This window comes from Candidatus Thioglobus autotrophicus (genome assembly GCF_001293165.1).
Classification (GTDB): Bacteria; Pseudomonadota; Gammaproteobacteria; order PS1; family Pseudothioglobaceae; genus Thioglobus_A; species Thioglobus_A autotrophicus.
In genome coordinates, this window is the sequence record NZ_CP010552.1 from 912,199 (window position 1) to 928,355 (window position 16,157).

Annotated in this window: 12 protein-coding genes; 10 read left to right on the plus strand and 2 right to left on the minus strand. The window is 35.7% G+C overall.

What is annotated here, in order from left to right; genetic code table 11:
- Positions 1–10: 10 nt before the first annotated feature.
- Both SP60_RS04935 and SP60_RS04940 read right to left on the minus strand, forming a co-directional pair.
- Complete coding sequence (locus tag SP60_RS04935; protein ID WP_053951566.1) at positions 11–1,372, minus strand: cryptochrome/photolyase family protein; 1,362 nt, start codon at positions 1,370–1,372, stop codon at positions 11–13.
- Positions 1,365–2,318: a MerR family transcriptional regulator gene (locus tag SP60_RS04940; protein WP_053951567.1), complete on the minus strand. Its 954-nt coding sequence runs from the start codon at positions 2,316–2,318 to the stop codon at positions 1,365–1,367. Before SP60_RS04940 ends, SP60_RS04935 begins: the two co-directional genes overlap by 8 nt.
- A 72-nt stretch (positions 2,319–2,390) precedes the next feature.
- Here SP60_RS04940 and SP60_RS04945 point away from each other — a divergent pair, with 72 nt between their 5' ends.
- From SP60_RS04945 to SP60_RS08500, 10 genes are all read left to right on the plus strand, one after another.
- Positions 2,391–3,353, plus strand: a complete 963-nt coding sequence (locus tag SP60_RS04945) for a YbgA family protein (RefSeq protein WP_053951568.1) — start codon at positions 2,391–2,393, stop codon at positions 3,351–3,353.
- Between the two features lie 11 nt (positions 3,354–3,364).
- Positions 3,365–4,402: a ferrochelatase gene (gene hemH, locus SP60_RS04950; protein ID WP_053951569.1), complete on the plus strand. Its 1,038-nt coding sequence runs from the start codon at positions 3,365–3,367 to the stop codon at positions 4,400–4,402.
- On the plus strand, positions 4,399–5,247 hold the full coding sequence (locus SP60_RS04955; protein WP_053951570.1) for a TIGR01777 family oxidoreductase: 849 nt from the start codon (positions 4,399–4,401) through the stop codon (positions 5,245–5,247). Before hemH ends, SP60_RS04955 begins: the two co-directional genes overlap by 4 nt.
- 99 nt (positions 5,248–5,346) lie before the next feature.
- On the plus strand, positions 5,347–5,535 hold the full coding sequence (locus tag SP60_RS04960) for a YgaP family membrane protein (RefSeq protein WP_053951571.1): 189 nt from the start codon (positions 5,347–5,349) through the stop codon (positions 5,533–5,535).
- A 373-nt stretch (positions 5,536–5,908) separates the two neighbouring features.
- Positions 5,909–7,204: a hypothetical protein gene (locus SP60_RS04965; RefSeq protein ID WP_053951572.1), complete on the plus strand. Its 1,296-nt coding sequence runs from the start codon at positions 5,909–5,911 to the stop codon at positions 7,202–7,204.
- A 177-nt stretch (positions 7,205–7,381) separates the two neighbouring features.
- Complete coding sequence (locus SP60_RS04970; RefSeq protein ID WP_158403340.1) at positions 7,382–8,602, plus strand: DUF4384 domain-containing protein; 1,221 nt, start codon at positions 7,382–7,384, stop codon at positions 8,600–8,602.
- An 18-nt stretch (positions 8,603–8,620) separates the two neighbouring features.
- Positions 8,621–10,381, plus strand: coding sequence for a hypothetical protein (locus SP60_RS04975; RefSeq protein ID WP_053951574.1), 1,761 nt, complete (start codon positions 8,621–8,623; stop codon positions 10,379–10,381).
- A gap of 3 nt (positions 10,382–10,384) precedes the next feature.
- Complete coding sequence (locus tag SP60_RS04980; protein ID WP_053951575.1) at positions 10,385–12,775, plus strand: S1C family serine protease; 2,391 nt, start codon at positions 10,385–10,387, stop codon at positions 12,773–12,775.
- A gap of 7 nt (positions 12,776–12,782) precedes the next feature.
- Positions 12,783–13,559 carry a hypothetical protein gene (locus tag SP60_RS04985; RefSeq protein WP_053951576.1) on the plus strand — a complete coding sequence of 259 codons (777 nt, stop codon included), beginning with the start codon at positions 12,783–12,785 and terminating at the stop codon, positions 13,557–13,559.
- A gap of 18 nt (positions 13,560–13,577) precedes the next feature.
- A complete protein-coding gene (locus SP60_RS08500; protein WP_053951577.1) occupies positions 13,578–16,145 on the plus strand; it encodes a caspase family protein in 2,568 nt (855 codons plus the stop codon).
- Positions 16,146–16,157: the final 12 nt, after the last annotated feature.

The window sequence follows — 16,157 nt, forward strand, 5'->3', positions numbered from 1 at the left end:
TTCTCCTGTGTCATTTCATTGATATAATTTTCTTATATCTTAGTTTAGCCGCATGAGCCGAGTCTGAAATCGAAACAATTGGCGTGGTTAGTATGTTTTTTTTTGGCAAATATTTATTGATATAATCGCCCTTTTTATCATATTTTTGCGTTTGTATTGTCGGGTTAAATATACGGCTAAATTGTGCCGAATAGGGTGCTGTTCCAGCTACCCATTGCCACCCCATAGAATTAAGAGCAAGGTCAGCATCAACTAAGCTATCCCAAAACCATGTAGCACCCTTGAGCCAGTGTATACCTAGGTTTTTGGTTAGAAATGAAGCGACAATCATTCTTGATCTATTGTGCATCCATCCTTCTTCACGAAGTTGTTGCATTGCTGAATCTATGATTGGAATTCCAGTTTTCGAAGTCTTCCAGAGTTCAAACAATATATCATCACCATTCCATAAAACATCACTGTCACAATAGCTATAGGCTGATTTAAAGTAAGTATCAGAATTATGAAATAAAGTATATTTTGCAAACTCTCTCCATGCCATCTGTTTAATAAACGTATGAATACTTAATTCACATGACTCATGAGCACTATAAAGTTCTTGGGTAAGTCTCTGGTACAAGGCAGCTGTAGAAATTTCTCCAAAATTAATAGCTGCAGAGATTTTAGCTGTTGCATCATCAGACATAAAATCTCTATGGTCTTTATATTTAAAGAGATTAGTTTGAATAAATTTATCCACATTATCTAATGAGTTGCGCTCACCAGGTTGCCAGTATTTATCAAATTTCTTATACCAATCCTTTTCAGGTAGTAATTTTAAATCTAATACATTAGTATTTTTTTCACCCGAATTAAAGTATTTTTTTAAAGGGATATTACATTGTTGACTTTCTAATATTTCTTGGCCCACAAACTGCTCAAACTTATTCCAGAAGGGGGTGTAAACTTTATAGTAGCCACCATCATTGGTCTTAATTTGTTCTGGGCTTATAATTGTATCTCTACCAATATAACTCAATTGGCAGTTTTTTGGTAATCGCTTGTTAACTTCTTGATCAATCTTAAGTTGAATAGGATTATTGGACTCAGTGCAAAATATACGTTCAATTTTATCTTGGTCTATTTTTTTCTTGAAAAATTCGGCCGTATCTTCTCGATAGAAGTTTAAAGTAATGCCAATTTCTAATAAGTCCTTTTCTAAAGCAATGAGACTCTTATGAAGATACCATTGTGCGGCCTCTCCAATATACCAATCAGTATCTTTTGGAATAATATAAACAGCTTCTAAATTAGATGAACAATCAATGGCTTTTTTCAGAGTGATATTATTCTGAATGCGCAAATCATTTCTAAACCAGATTAAATTATTCATGATATTGATGTCGCATTTGTTGTCGAAAAATATTAACAGCTACCGCGCTATTATTGCCTAGAAATTTAACCCCTAAAGGCTCTAAGGTGGATCGGATTATTCGATCAACAACAGTAAAATTCTCTAAAGTAGAATGAGCTTTTTGGCTGTCTTCATTGAACGCCCCTACAGTAGCTATAGTCTCACCAAATAAGAAAACAGGAATATTAAGACTTTTAATTGATTGACTAAAATCATCTAATTGCTCAATCAAATGCTGATTTGGCATAATAAATAAAGCCTTTGCAGCAGACTTTTCTACTACTGAGGCGATGTTATTTAGTGGCAGAAGGCTTCCAAAAAACATCGCCTGATAACCCTGTGAGATAATCATATTACTCACTAACATTAATTCCGTCTCATGCTCTGGAGGGCCAGAGAATATGATTTTTTTAGCATTATGAGAAAGGCAGTTATCATGATGAAATCTTGAAGAAAATCGGACTTGCAGCCATTTATTAAAAAATCCTGACTCTGCGATTAATAAATCATTTTGTCGATAGTATTCAAGCAACGGTCTTATAAATTTTTCAAACACTATTTCGATTGGATACAATGAACTAATCTCATTAAATACAGAATCAACACGCGCGTAACTATAATCAGATACCGCTGTTTTGATATCATGAATTGGTGCTTGCCAAATATTCTTTGTATCTTCTAATAAACTAGCATCTGAAGCAGATTGAATGATTTTTTTAATACTAGTAAATCCATGACCATCATTTATCAGCTGCTTGATTCTCTCCACAATATCAACATCTTCTTTGGTATATAGCCGATGTCCTTTTGGTGTTCTTGCGGGTTTTAATAAGCCATAGCGCCTTTCCCAGGCTCTTAATGTCGATGCATTTACTCCAGTAATGGAGCCCAATTCTCTAATTGGGAATAGTTGATTATTTTTCATAGTAAGACTAATTATACAATAAATTTATTTTTGTATAAGTATTTGTCGAGGTTGTTGTATATAATTTAAATTATGGAAAATTTCGACAACAATAAAACTAAGCCAAATATAGGAATTAGCGCCTGTTTAATGGGACATAAGGTTCGCTTTGATGGCAGCCATAAAAACAATAAATTTGTTAATGAAGTGGCTAACCATTATTTTAATCCTGTTACTGTTTGCCCTGAAGTGGGTTCCGGAATGGGCACACCTAGACCACCAATACATTTGTACAATTCTAATCAAGGAATTCTCTTAGTAGATAGGGATGATCATGCTATTGATTATAGTGAACCTATGCATGAATTTGCACAGCAGGAGTCTTTACTATTAGCCGATCAGTTGAATGGCTTTATCTTTAAAAGTAAATCACCTAGCTGTGGCATTGAAAGGGTGCCGATCTATCAAGATGGCAATAAAATGCCTGATTACAGTGGCATTGGAGCATTCACTCAAATTTTTACACAAGTTAATCCAAATATTCCAATCGAAGATGAAGGTCGACTGAATGATAGTAAGATTAAAGAGAATTTTTTAGAGCGGGTATACGCACATTATCGTTTTTCCATGACTGAAAATACCATTAGTGACTTGCTAGACTTTCATGCATCTTATAAATACTCTATTATGGCAAGAGGGTCTCAATATCCCTCCATATTAGGAAGAATCGCTGCTAGTGCTCGCCATGATAATATAGAAGAAATTCGAGATGTATATTTCAAAGAGTTTATGCAAATAATGAAGATTCAAGCTTCAAGAAGCAAGCATATTAATACCATGCAACATATAATGGGATACTTTAAAAATGAATTAGATGCTGATTCAAAACAAGAGTTGTTATCTGTTTTTGATTCCTATAAAAATTATGAAGCGCCACTATCAACACCTATGGCACTTTTAAACTTATTTCAAAGAAGGTATAAAAATAATTATTTATCAACTCAATATTATCTTAACCCTTATCCTAAAGAGTTGGCGCTTAGAGCCAACATTTAGTTAGGAGAATTATGTATAAATGTACGACACGTTATGAGCCTATTGGACAGGACAAAATTGGAGTTTTGGTTACTAACTTAGGCACGCCAGATGCCCCAACTAAATCCGGGCTTAAAATCTATTTGAAAGAATTCTTGTCAGACACAAGAGTAGTTGAGCCACCTCCAGCTAGATGGATTTGGAAGATGATATTAAATTTCATTATTCTTAATTTTAGACCTAGACTATCCGCCAAATCGTATCAGTCAGTTTGGGGCGCTTTCGGTAGTGGTTCGCCATTATTTGATATTTCTAAACAGCAGGAAGAGTCACTCCAGATACAATTTGACAAAATTCATCCAGGTAAGTATCAAGTAGAACTAGGTATGCGTTATGGCAATCCTTCGATCAAATCTGCATTAAGAATTTTAGAAAAAGCAGAATGCGATAAAATTATTGTACTACCTTTATATCCTCAGTATGCGTCAGCAACTACAGGATCAACTTTTGATGCAGTTGCCGATGAAATAAAAACTTGGAGAAGGGTTCCTGAGATGCGATTTGTTAATCATTATTTTAATGATGAGCGCTACATTAGCGCATTAGCAAACAGCGTAAAAGACTTTCAAAAGGAAGGCGAAAAGCCCGATTTATTATTAATGTCCTATCATGGGATACCAAGAAGATATTTTAATAATGGAGATAGCTACCCATGTCATTGTTGTCAAACAACTTATCTATTAGCCAAAAAGCTAGAGATGGAGCCAGATACATACAAAATGACGTATCAATCTCGTTTTGGTAGAGAAGAGTGGATGAAAGACTATACCGATGAGACTCTTAAAGGGTTACCAGGCAAGGGTGTTAAAAATATTCAGGTTATTTGTCCAGGGTTTTCTGCTGATTGTCTTGAAACTATTGAAGAGATCGAAGAAGAAAATAAAGAATATTTTATGCAGGCTGGTGGTGAAAAATATCAATACATTCCTGCATTGAATAACCGACAAGACCATATTGATTGCTTATATGGTATCGTTGAAGACAAAACCCAAGACTGGTTAAAGCAGTGAACATCTTAATTTTAGGAGGTACTGGCCTTGTCGGTCAGGCACTTCATGAAACCTTACAAGATGATCATCAAGTACAAGCTTTTGGAAGAGGTATATACTCCTCCACAAAACTCTTAACTGAGAAGATTGAATGGTCAGATATTCTAATTCAACTAAGTGGTGCTTCTGTTGCCAAAAGATGGACTGCAAGATACAAACAAGAAATTTGGGATAGCCGTATTAAAACCAACCAGCAATTGGTTGATATTTTTTCCACATTAAAAAACAAGCCCAAGCTAATTTTTGCTTCTGCAGTAGGGTTCTACCCTGAGTCTTATTGCGACGCCGCCCTAGATGAAAGTTGTAGCGAGCCTGGCTCAGACTACTTGTCTTTGCTATCTACTCGTTGGGAAGAGCTTGCTAAAGAAATTTCAAATGATGCGTTAATCTTTAGATTTGGCGTAGTTCTAAGTAAGAAATCAGGCGCATTAAAAGAAATGCTTCCTATGTATAAGTTTGGACTTGGAGGCCCTATTGGATCAGGAGAGCAGTGCTTTCCTTGGATCTATATTAAGGATTTAGTTCGTGCATTTTCTTATGGAATTAATAAAGATTTAACTGGAATTTATAATTTAACCTCTCCAAATTTAATTACTCAGAAGACATTTGGAAAGACATTTGCTAAAACATTAAGACGTCCATTTTATCTAACGACTTTTGAATGGCAATTAAAGCTTATATTTGGTGAGGGATCCCAGGTTCTAACTAAAAGTTTAGCGATCAAGCCTACTAAGCTTTCTGAGCAAGGTTTTATTTTTAAATACCCAAAAATTGAAAACACCTTAAAAGATATTTTTAATAATTAGATAAGTGTTAATAGTTGTACAAAAATAAATAAATTGTATAACAATTATTAAATATTTTAGGTATATTGGGAATCTAAATAAAATAAAACAAGGATAGTTATGAATAAGAATATTGGTACTACTGATAAATTTTTAAGACTTATTGTCGGAATCGCACTTGTTATTGCAACTGCTTCAGGCAATCTTCCAGTATGGGGTTGGGTTGGTGTTGTTTTAATAGTGACGGCATTAGTTAATTTTTGCCTACTTTATAAGATTTTTGGCATTAGCACCCGCGGCGATAAATAAAGTTAAGTCTAAAAAATAATATAAAAAAAGCCGTTAAAAAACGGCTTTTTTTATTGATTTGGTGGAGATGGCGTACATTAAACTGCTTACTTAACCCATTGATTTATAATTAAAAAAAGACCTCAGTTGGGGCTCTTACATACAATTCTACATACATTTTTTCGGCTAAATTTCAACATTTAGCTATATAGGTTATTTGTAAATAACCAGTGTTTTAAATTCACATGAGCGCTCTTCTTAAATTTAAAAAAAGTTACATAACATAATAGTATGAATGTTAGTTGTGTTATGTGTTTGTTTGTAAAAAAAAAGTAGCGAGCGTTAGCGTTGCTACTGGGCGTTGCGTAGCAACCCCTTCTAAGGATTGTTTATTGTGAAGAAGATTGAATTTAAGACTAAAGTTATTTCTAATTGTGAATTATATGTTTCTAATACTGCACGTAAGTTAAGTGCTGAAACCGGTTACCCTTTAAGTAAGGCTTTATTGAAAGTAAGCCATTTCCTAGAATTGGCTGTTTTTGAATTTATTAGATGTGAGCTTAGTACCGATAGTGATTTAGTTGCTTTAAAAAGGCGTTATATTAGCAAGTCGAAACTTGCTAATAGTTTAGGTACATTTAGAGTTTCCAAGAAAAGATTTTGTGTGCTTAAGACTGTCAACTCAATTAACCTTTTATTTTTTGATGTTGCGGTTGGTTCTAAAGTTACAGGTAAAACCTCATTAGTGCAAGCAACTAATTTCTTCCAAAAAATACTTGATGAAGCAAATACTAATAGTGCGATTGTAACGAGTGCGATGTTTGATGAGTTTATTGATGATTTGGCAGACCCATTAAAATATGACAAGGTTTATATTGATGCCAATTCTTTACGTCATGCTGTGACTCAGTACCATAAGGCTCATGATATAAAAGTTGCTAATAGTTTGTTACATTTCCATACCGTGCTTGGTTACTTGCCACACATTATTAATGAAAGCCCATTTGGACGTAAATATTATCGCGGTATTAATTTACAAGGCGCTTCAAAGAGAATTCGACAAGATGCTTTGCCAAACGCTATTGAAATTGATATTAATAGTGCTTCCAATGAATGGCTCATGCAACAGGCTAAGTTGTACGGTTTAGATTATTCTTTGATTGCGGAGTTTAGTAAGCATAAAAAATTAGTAAGGATAGGCATCGCTATTGATGTATTTGGTAAAAATTATTCAGATGACGAATTTAATAATATCAAGCAGTGCATTACCGCTATCGGCTTTGGCGCTCGCATGAATAATATAAGAGGGAATGCTATTCACGACATTATAAAAAACGGGGTTCGTCGTAGTAAGTTCACAAAGAATTGGTTTATTAAGGGGTATTGTCAGGAAATGGTTGAGATTGGTAAGGCCGTTTATAGGGCAAACAAAGATCAGTTAAAAGATGTAGATTGCCTGTATTCTGTAACCAAGACAAATAGGAAGTTATTTAAGAAGGCGAAATTAATGGCTTATTTATATCAGCATTTTGAACGAGATGCGATGGATACTGCTTTTGCTGGGTTTCAAAATAATATTAAGTTGATGGTACATGATGGGTGTTATGCTGAAGGTCTGAGCGATAAAGACATTGACATAATTAAGCGTAGATTTAGAAAGAATAGTTTAACTGTGTCAGTGGGTGGTTAATAGCTAAATAATGACAATTGTTTACCTGTTTGGACAATGCCTAATCCTAAGAGTGGATGATAAATTGCGACTAATTGTTGAAATTAACCTCAATGGTTTATAATGAAACATATGGTTTATAAATTTAACAATATAAAAACAATATTATTTTTCACTCTGTTTAGTGTAGGCACTCAGGTGAGTTTTGCCACCTGGGATAATAAAATTTCACAGTTTGTTAATGATATTGTCAATGTCAATCCTCAAGAAGGTTCTGTGTATGTAAGTGAAATTCTTGACTCGTCACAAAATAGAATTTATCTTCCATTTTCTAATCGAATACATGAGGTTTTAAGCTCATCGCTTATCAAAAGCGGCATTTCAGTCACTAACAAATATTTTGACGCCAACCTTGTGCTAGCAATTAGTTATACAAAATCATTTAAAGGGTTGTCTTTGTATGGCAGCGTAATGAATAGCGAAGGAAAAAACATTTCTAGTGGCTCAATGTTTCTTAAATCAGAAGCATTGCCTAGCAACTGGCAGAATAGATCGCTAAGAGATATTTCTTATGAAATCGCAGGTAAGTTTGATGAGCAGTTGGCCGGACAAAGAGTTAATGCTGTAATTTCTGGATTGACAGGTGGAAAATCTAATTCTGATGAATTTATTAGTGATTTTACTGTTGCTATGAATCAATATATGGTGGAAGATCTCAACAACCTTCCTTCTATCATTGTTAAAGATAAGTCTAATATCAATCAACAAGTAAACAGGCTGAAAGGTAGGTTTAGAGTGGGTGGCAACAAAGTAAATTTAAACTATAAGCTATCAAAATCAGACGGAACAGTTATTGCAACTGCCTCAACTGAATTCACAATGAGCACATCTATTCCGCAAGGTATGTCAATGTATCCTAGTAACAAGAATATTGTTAAAGATACATTTGATAATATTGATCCAAATGAAGGAGGGATATCTGTTGCTGCTTGGGTTAATCATGAAAGCGCTGTTTATAGAGATGGAGATCGTTTAGAGATAAGCATTAGGCCAGATGTTGATGCTTACATTAGAGTGTTTTACGTTACTGTTGATGGCACAATCTGCCAGATAAAGCCAATCTCTGAAAAAGACTCAGGGTTTCTTTCGGCAGGCACCATACATGTAATTGGCGGTAAGGCTGACAATGAATTAGAAGAACTTATCATTACTGATGAGACGATAGGTCAAGAAACGATTAAGATTTTTGCATCATTAACCCCAATTGAAGAAAGGTTTTTACCAATAAAACGAGTCGAAGGGGTAGACTATGCTTGTATGGACGATGATTACAAATCTTTAAAGATCGGGATGGCGAAAGCATTGCAAAAGAGGCGCAATATATATCCAGTAAATGAAATTAAAATACTAGTTAAGTAACTAAATAGGAGAAATAAAATGAATTCAATAACAGCACAGCTCTCAAAAAGTATTGTATTAATTATGAGCTTAATATTGATGGCGGGATGTCAAGCCAATAAGACTACGGCTATCCAATTAAATGAGGCGACTTTATTAGACAAGCCATTTCCACAACAAAATGAAAAACAGTTTATCTATAACTTCGAAGACCATAAAACAGCTGTTTCAGAAGACATTGAAGATGAGAATGAGGCTGTAAAAAAAGCGGCACAGAAGGCTGTAGCAGAGTTAAAAATTAAGGCTTTAAGGCAAACAGCAAATGAGATAAATTCAATTCTTGTAAGTCCTTTGTCAGGTAAAGAGCTAGATTTACGCATTAAGAAGGCAGCATCAATTAATGCGGACTTTGTTGATGAGTTTAAGTTGCTAGAGCAAGAGACTGATTCGACTCAAATGCTGTTTACGACAACTCGACCAAAAAATGTAATTTTAACTGGTTATTTTAAGATTAACAGAGCTGCGCTGAAGAGCTTTATAGTTGATACGGTAAAAACGGTAACCACATCTGTTAGTGAAAAAGATGTCCTTTCAGTTTCAGTTCCTACTAGCACCAAAAATACATTTATTGCATCGTTTAATAATGTGACTAAAAGAGTTCCAGATGATGCAGTCAATCATGAAGCTACGAGGACAAAGCTTGTTAATGAATTAAAGTTAAAAGCAATAAATGAAGCGGCAGATGAAGTTAATCACGCACTATCTCAGCCAATGGATTTTGATGAATTTAATCGTGCTATTACGAAGGCAAATAAGAATTTCTCAGATTATATTTCTGAGTGGAAGTTAACCAATCAAGTAGTTGATCAGAAAAATACTTATCTTGGCACTACTGAAAGTGTTCGCCTGAGTGGCTGGTTTGCAGTAGATAAGACTAAACTACGTAGAGCTTTAGTTGATGGGCGTGCAATTACAACTGTCGCAAAATATCGTACTTATGTTGAAGCGTTTTGGAATGTAGAGGATAAAGATGTTAATCCTGAAGTTATGAGTGTTGTAATTGGCAACATTGAAGATCAATTTTCACAGAGTGGTTATGAGGTTGTTGAATTTGAAAGGATTAAAGGTGATCTAGTTGAGTTGTTGAATAAAGAAGAAGTGTCAGGTATCTATTCTAGTAATGAACTCGAAAGGTTTAATGCAAATCTTGAATTAAGAAATATTGATTCTAAGTTTGAAAATGGTAAAAGAGTCCTCGCTGAATATGCCGACTTATTAATTGGTGTAACTATTAACTCTATGGAGGTTAGTAATCGCATGATGAAAGTTAGACTTACAGTGGATGCGACATTATTTGAGAATGGCGAATGGATGAAGTTAGCTAGTACGGACCATACAGGGTCTATTCCTTATGTTCGAGGTGATACAGAAGGTTTAATTGCCATAGCAAAACGTGTAGCTCTTTCAGCAGCTGCAGATCTTGAGAAAAAAGCAAGAAAACAGATCTCACTTAGAAAAACTAAGGAAAGTATTAAGTTAGATGAAGAGCGTGAATTCACTCTAGTGTTTAATACTTTAGATTCTAGCTCATTTAGCGCTTTGAGAAAAACAGTAAAAAGTGGTTCCGACTGGGCTTATAAGGGAGCAGATCCTAAAAATAAAATCATTAGACTTGGTTATAGAGGACAAATTGATGGGCTATCTGATGCTATTGAAGACTTCTTATCAGGCTCTAGTCTAAAACTAGGCGACCCCGAGTTTTCAATTGGACGTAACCGTATTATTTTTGGTAAGGAGTAAGTTATGAAAAAGCTATTTTCTACTTTACTTATACTGGCCACGCTATTTTCTAATGCAAGCTGGGCAGAAGGCACTAAGACGCTATTGATTTCTGATTCTAAGGAGTTAATGAGTGAGGCCAAAAGTTATTTCTCTGATGTTTTAAATGTCATGTCATCTGATGTTGAAAATAACTACATATCAAAACAGTTAATCACAGGAGAGGGCTCGAGGATTTCATTTGATGACCTGTTTCATCAAAAATCATTTAGAGATAGCTCGGCTTTACAGCAGCTGAAAGATGAATATGCGCCTAAGACGATTTCACTGGTTTGGATTGAAAGCGAAGACGTTAAAGACTACAAGGCTTACGGCTTAAAAAGAAGTGTTTTAAAGCTTAGATTACGAGTGATCGATGCAATAAGTGGCAGAACGATTACTGATAAGTCTATTTCATATAAACCAAGGTACAAGGTTGAGCCTAAGGATGAGGATGATAAGCTTGATGCAAGAAAGGCAACATTAGCAAAAGCTTTGTCTGAATTTGATTTAGATAAGGTTAAGAATTCTATAAGCAGTTATTTAGACGGTTCGGACTCCATGAGCAACAAGTTCCGTGTTGTTGTTAATGATGTTAAACAAAAAGATTATTTCGATTGGAAAAATAAGATGTTTGACTTTATGGGCCCTATCGGTGCAAACAACCTAAGAGAAAGCTACGATAAAGCTAGTAAGGTATTAACAGTTCGTGGTGATACTGGTAGTAATGTTTCTGATTTTTTTCAATCAATGTATCAGAAAGCTACAGACTCAAAAACCTTTGATGGTTTTGATATTGATAGGTCTGGCAATATGATCGAGTTTAATAAGCAACAAGCTGACAAACTTACTGTTGTTATTAATAATATTGCTCCAAGTGATTACCGCTCTGTTGGTGCTGCAATGGATTCTATTATTAAGAATCTTGATGTTAAAGAGTTAGAAAAATCATACAGTCGAGAAGACTTCCAGCTTACTTATGTATTTGATACGGTTGATAAAGCTGTCGATCTAGACACAGAGCTTTGGAAGCGAATTAGCGGCAATTCTAGTCTTGAAAAAATTGTACAAGATAGTGGTGCGGGTAATGTACTTGGCTATTTCTTTAATAATGATAGGGCTGATAGTCGACATATTGAAGTTACTGTTAGAAATGTTAATGAGGATGATTATTCCAAAGCGGGCAGAATGCTGATTACCACTGTTAAACAAATTGAAGGTGTTGATAAGTTTAAATATGATTACTCTGAGGAGGATCAAGTAATCAATATGACTTTCTTTTATAAAGGTGAAAATGCCTATGCAGTCGATAGTGTAATTTGGGATCGCATATCAAACAATAGAGATTTGTCAGGTCTTAAAGCGGGTCTTATTGATGAGAATGCTCTAGAGTATTTATTCAGTGAAAAAGACGATGGTAAGAATAGTGATCGTGTTTTAATTGTAATGAAAGGTGTAAGTGGTAAAGATTATAAGCACGTGTCGACTGCTTTTGCTAAAGCGCTTAGGTCAGCTAGAGACGTTCGTCATGTAAGATATGGTTACAGTGTAAAGAGGCAAACAATTACATTTAGAGTTAAATACAGTGGCGATGGGATGTTTGCACTTGAAGATGCTATTCAGCTAGCAATGTCTAAGGATGACTTATTAAAAGATGTTGAGCGTGGCCAGGACAAAGGCGGAAGATTAATCTATCATTTTAATAGTGAAGATTCGGATGATTCGTCTTCATATTCTAATGATCTGTCTACTAGTTTTTCTGGGTCTTTAATAGATAAGTTAGATAAGCAAGTTGTTTTTATTTCAGCGTACGACGGCGATAAAGGATCGTCTGGATCGGGTTTTTTTGTTAGTAAAAATGGCTACATTATGACTAATGCCCATGTAGTTGATGGCTCTGATCGATTGTACGTAACAACACTAGATGGCGATAGAATTAAGGCTGAAATAATTGATTCAAATGCCAAATTAGATCTTGCGTTAATAAAGCTAGTCACAGTAAAAAAAAACTTTCCAGCTAACAGGATTGGTAATAGTAACAATCTAAGAAAAGGCCAGCCAATCATCATGATTGGTAACCCGTTAGGGGCTCGTTATGAACATACAGTGCTCACAGGGATTATTAGTGGCTTTAATCGCCATAATGGCTCAATACAACTATCCATCCCATCTTACCCAGGAAGTAGTGGCTCACCAGTCTTCAATAGCCAGGGTAGAGTAATTGGCGTCATGAGAGCTAGAGCCGTTGACTCAAAAACAAGTACATACAAGATTAAAAAAGAAGAGGTGACCTTTACGAGTTACGAAGGTGTTGAAAATATTGGCTTAGCAGTTCCAATTAATTATGCAAAGCCTATGTTGAGTATGGCCAAGTAAGGAAAATATGAAAAAAATTATATTTATTATTGGAATAGTGTTTTTGTCAGGGTGTGGAATGACGCCTGTTAAACATATAGATCCAAATTTTATTGATAATTTAAGAGAAGGTAGAGTAACCCTTTCAGGTGGTGGTTGTGGCTTTACTTGGGGGGCAAGCAATCAAGCTATTCTTTCGAATCTTTCAGGGGAGAGATGGCATGATTTAGCTAACCTTATAAAGTCACTAGAGTGCTCACAAGATAGTGCTTATTATTTTTTAGGAAGGTCAGCTGAAGGTTTAGGGTTTAAGAATGCCGCCAAAAAGTATTACAAAACATCAATTAATAATTCAAAAGTAGGTAATCATTTGTATTCTTGTGCATCGATGCTTGAATATAACTGCTGGGGATTTAAGTTTCCTCAAGATTCAGAAACACGCTTATCTCAGTTAAAAATATATCAATTCAAGGATATGCCGATGGTTTTAGAGGTTACCGAAAGTGGAAGAACTTTTAAATTATCAGGAATAGTTAAAGACATATTAGGAAATCAAAATGATGTTTTTGGATTTTTCAACGATTCTGGTATAAAGGTTTGTTCGGGTGAATTTAATCTTAATAGGTCAAAATCAAGAGGAAGTGTTTCACTTAATTGTTTTAATGGGAAGTTTAGTGGGACTGGCGAGGTTCTAAGTTCTTCTTATAATGAGAGCCAAGGCACTTATAGTGGTGTTGGATTGATTAAGACACCAAGTACTCAAATAAGAATGCTGTATGGACCTAATGTATCAAGTATTGAGTAGGATTAAGTAATAAAGAAAATGAAACTAAAAAACACAATATTAACTCTATTACTATCAATTAGTTTAATTGGCACTACCTATGCTGATTATAGCGATGGCCTAAAATACTATAATGAAGGGGATTATGGTCAAGCATTTGTTAAGTGGAGCTATATGGCCAAACAGGGTGATTCTGCTTCACAGGCAGTCTTAGGTTTTATGTATTTAGATGGCAAAGGTGTAGCACAAGATGATAAACGGGCAGTAAAGTGGTATCGCAAGGCGGCCGATCAAGGTAATGTTGGTGCCCAATTCAATTTAGGCGTTATGCATTCAGATGGCAAAGGTGTAGCACAAGATGATAAACAGGCAGTAAAGTGGTATCGCAAGGCGGCTAATCAAGGCTATGCTAATGCCCAATCCAATTTAGGCTGGATGTATGAAAATGGCAAAGGTGTAGCACAAGATGATAAACAGGCAGTAAAGTGGTATCGCAAGGCGGCCGATCAAGGTAATGCTAATGCCCAATACAATTTAGGCTGGATGTATGAAAAGGGCGAAGATGATAAACAGGCAGTAAGGTGGTATCGCAAGGCGGCTAATCAAGGCTATGCTAATGCCCAATCCAATTTAGGCCTTATGTATTCAAATGGCAAAGGTGTAGCACAAGATGATAAACAGGCAGTAAGGTGGTATCGCAAGGCGGCCGATCAAGGCTATGCTAATGCCCAATACAATTTAGGCCTTATGTATTCAGATGGCAAAGGTGTAGCACAAGATGATAAACAGGCAGTAAGGTGGTATCGCAAGGCGGCTAATCAAGGCTATGCTAATGCCCAATCCAATTTAGGCCTTATGTATTCAAATGGCAAAGGTGTAGCACAAGATGATAAACAGGCAGTAAGGTGGTATCGCAAGGCGGCCGATCAAGGCTATGCTATTGCCCAATACAATTTAGGCCTTATGTATTCAGATGGCAAAGGTGTAGCACAAGATGATAAACAGGCAGTAAAGTGGTATCGCAAGGCGGCTAATCAAGGTAATGCTAATGCCCAATACAATTTAGGCTGGATGTATGAAAAGGGCGAAGATGATAAACAGGCAGTAAGGTGGTATCGCAAGGCGGCCGATCAAGGTAATGCTAGTGCCCAATCCAATTTAGGCCTTATGTATTCAAATGGCAAAGGTGTAGCACAAGATGATAAACATGCAGTAAGGTGGTATCGCAAGGCGGCCGATCAAGGTAATGCTAGTGCCCAATACAATTTAGGCTTGATTTATGAATATGGTAATAGTGTGCTTGATAAGAGTTATAAGTTGGCAATTGAATATTATAAAAATTCTATTAAAGGCGATGGTCTTAGCACAGATTCAAAAAATTTAGCTGTGCAAAAAATAGCCAAACTAACCGCTAAATTAAAACCAAACAAAGAAAAAAGTAGTTTTGCCGAATTATGGCAACAGTATGGTGGTGATTCATATACTGCTACTGATGATTCTACAGATGATAATGATCAGACTGCACTGGTCATCGATGAACAGCCCCCGGTTATACATATAACTCGAGGTGACAACATCTCCATCACTGAATCACAGACCACACTAAGTGGTTTGGCTATTGATGATTCAACAATTGCAGAAATTATTGTTGACGGGGATGCGGTAGCTATTAGCACTTCAGGAGGTTTTAGCGCCAAGTTGTATGTACCTTTTGGTAAGAAAGAGGTGTTAGTAAGCGCTACAGACGCTAAAGGTAATACTGCAATTAAGAGTGTAACGATTACTAGAAAAGAAGCAACTTATAAAAATAAAGATAAAAAACTTATACCGCCGTTAGATAGTAAAGCAAACAATCCTAATGCAGTGGCCTTAATTATTGGCATTGATAAATATGAAGCGATTGCTAATGCTCAGTGGGCTGAATCTGATGCAGGAATGTTTTATGATTTTGCCAATAAATCGTTAGGAATATCAACAGATAGAATAAAACTCATAAGAGGTGATAAATCTGACATGAGAGGGATTTGGAAATCAGTAGAGCAATGGCTTCCAGCATATGTCGACGAAAGGAAGAGTGATGTGTATGTTTATTTTGCCGGTCATGGCCTTGCTTCTGAGAATGGAGACGATGTTTATTTAATACCTTGGGATGGAGATCCTGAACTTCTAAAAAGAACAGCATTAAGAAGAAGTGAGTTTGTTGAAACACTTAAATCTTTAAATGCTGCAAGTGTTACCTTGTTTATGGATACATGCTACTCAGGAAAAGCTAAAGGTGGTAAGGGAGTATTAGTTGCAGATGCTAGGGGCCTTAGAATTGTCAAAAAAGACAAAACTTCGGATCTGCCGCCTAACTTTACTTTGTTTTCAGCAGCTGCGAATGATGAAACTGCTCGAAGCCATCCTTCATTAAAACATGGGCTTTTTAGCTACTGGATGATGCGCGGGTTAGGTGGTGAAGCGGATATGAATAATGATAGCAAGTTAACAAATGGCGAGCTTCATTCTTTTGTTAGTAAAAAAGTACAACAAACCGCAACTACTTCAGGATACAAGCAGCATCCTCAATTAGTTGGTGACAAAGACAAAGTTATCGCATCATGGTAATGTAGTAAAGGA

Excerpts from the sequence above, each read along its gene's own strand:
- SP60_RS04935 (WP_053951566.1), bottom strand. The coding sequence starts at position 1,372 with ATGAATAATTTAATCTGGTTTAGAAATGATTTGCGCATTCAGAATAAT.
- SP60_RS04940 (WP_053951567.1), bottom strand. The coding sequence starts at position 2,318 with ATGAAAAATAATCAACTATTCCCAATTAGAGAATTGGGCTCCATTACT.
- SP60_RS04945 (WP_053951568.1), top strand. The coding sequence starts at position 2,391 with ATGGAAAATTTCGACAACAATAAAACTAAGCCAAATATAGGAATTAGC.
- hemH (WP_053951569.1), top strand. The coding sequence starts at position 3,365 with ATGTATAAATGTACGACACGTTATGAGCCTATTGGACAGGACAAAATT.
- SP60_RS04960 (WP_053951571.1), top strand. The coding sequence starts at position 5,347 with ATGAATAAGAATATTGGTACTACTGATAAATTTTTAAGACTTATTGTC.
- SP60_RS04975 (WP_053951574.1), top strand. The coding sequence starts at position 8,621 with ATGAATTCAATAACAGCACAGCTCTCAAAAAGTATTGTATTAATTATG.
- SP60_RS04980 (WP_053951575.1), top strand. The coding sequence starts at position 10,385 with ATGAAAAAGCTATTTTCTACTTTACTTATACTGGCCACGCTATTTTCT.
- SP60_RS04985 (WP_053951576.1), top strand. The coding sequence starts at position 12,783 with ATGAAAAAAATTATATTTATTATTGGAATAGTGTTTTTGTCAGGGTGT.
- SP60_RS08500 (WP_053951577.1), top strand. The coding sequence starts at position 13,578 with ATGAAACTAAAAAACACAATATTAACTCTATTACTATCAATTAGTTTA.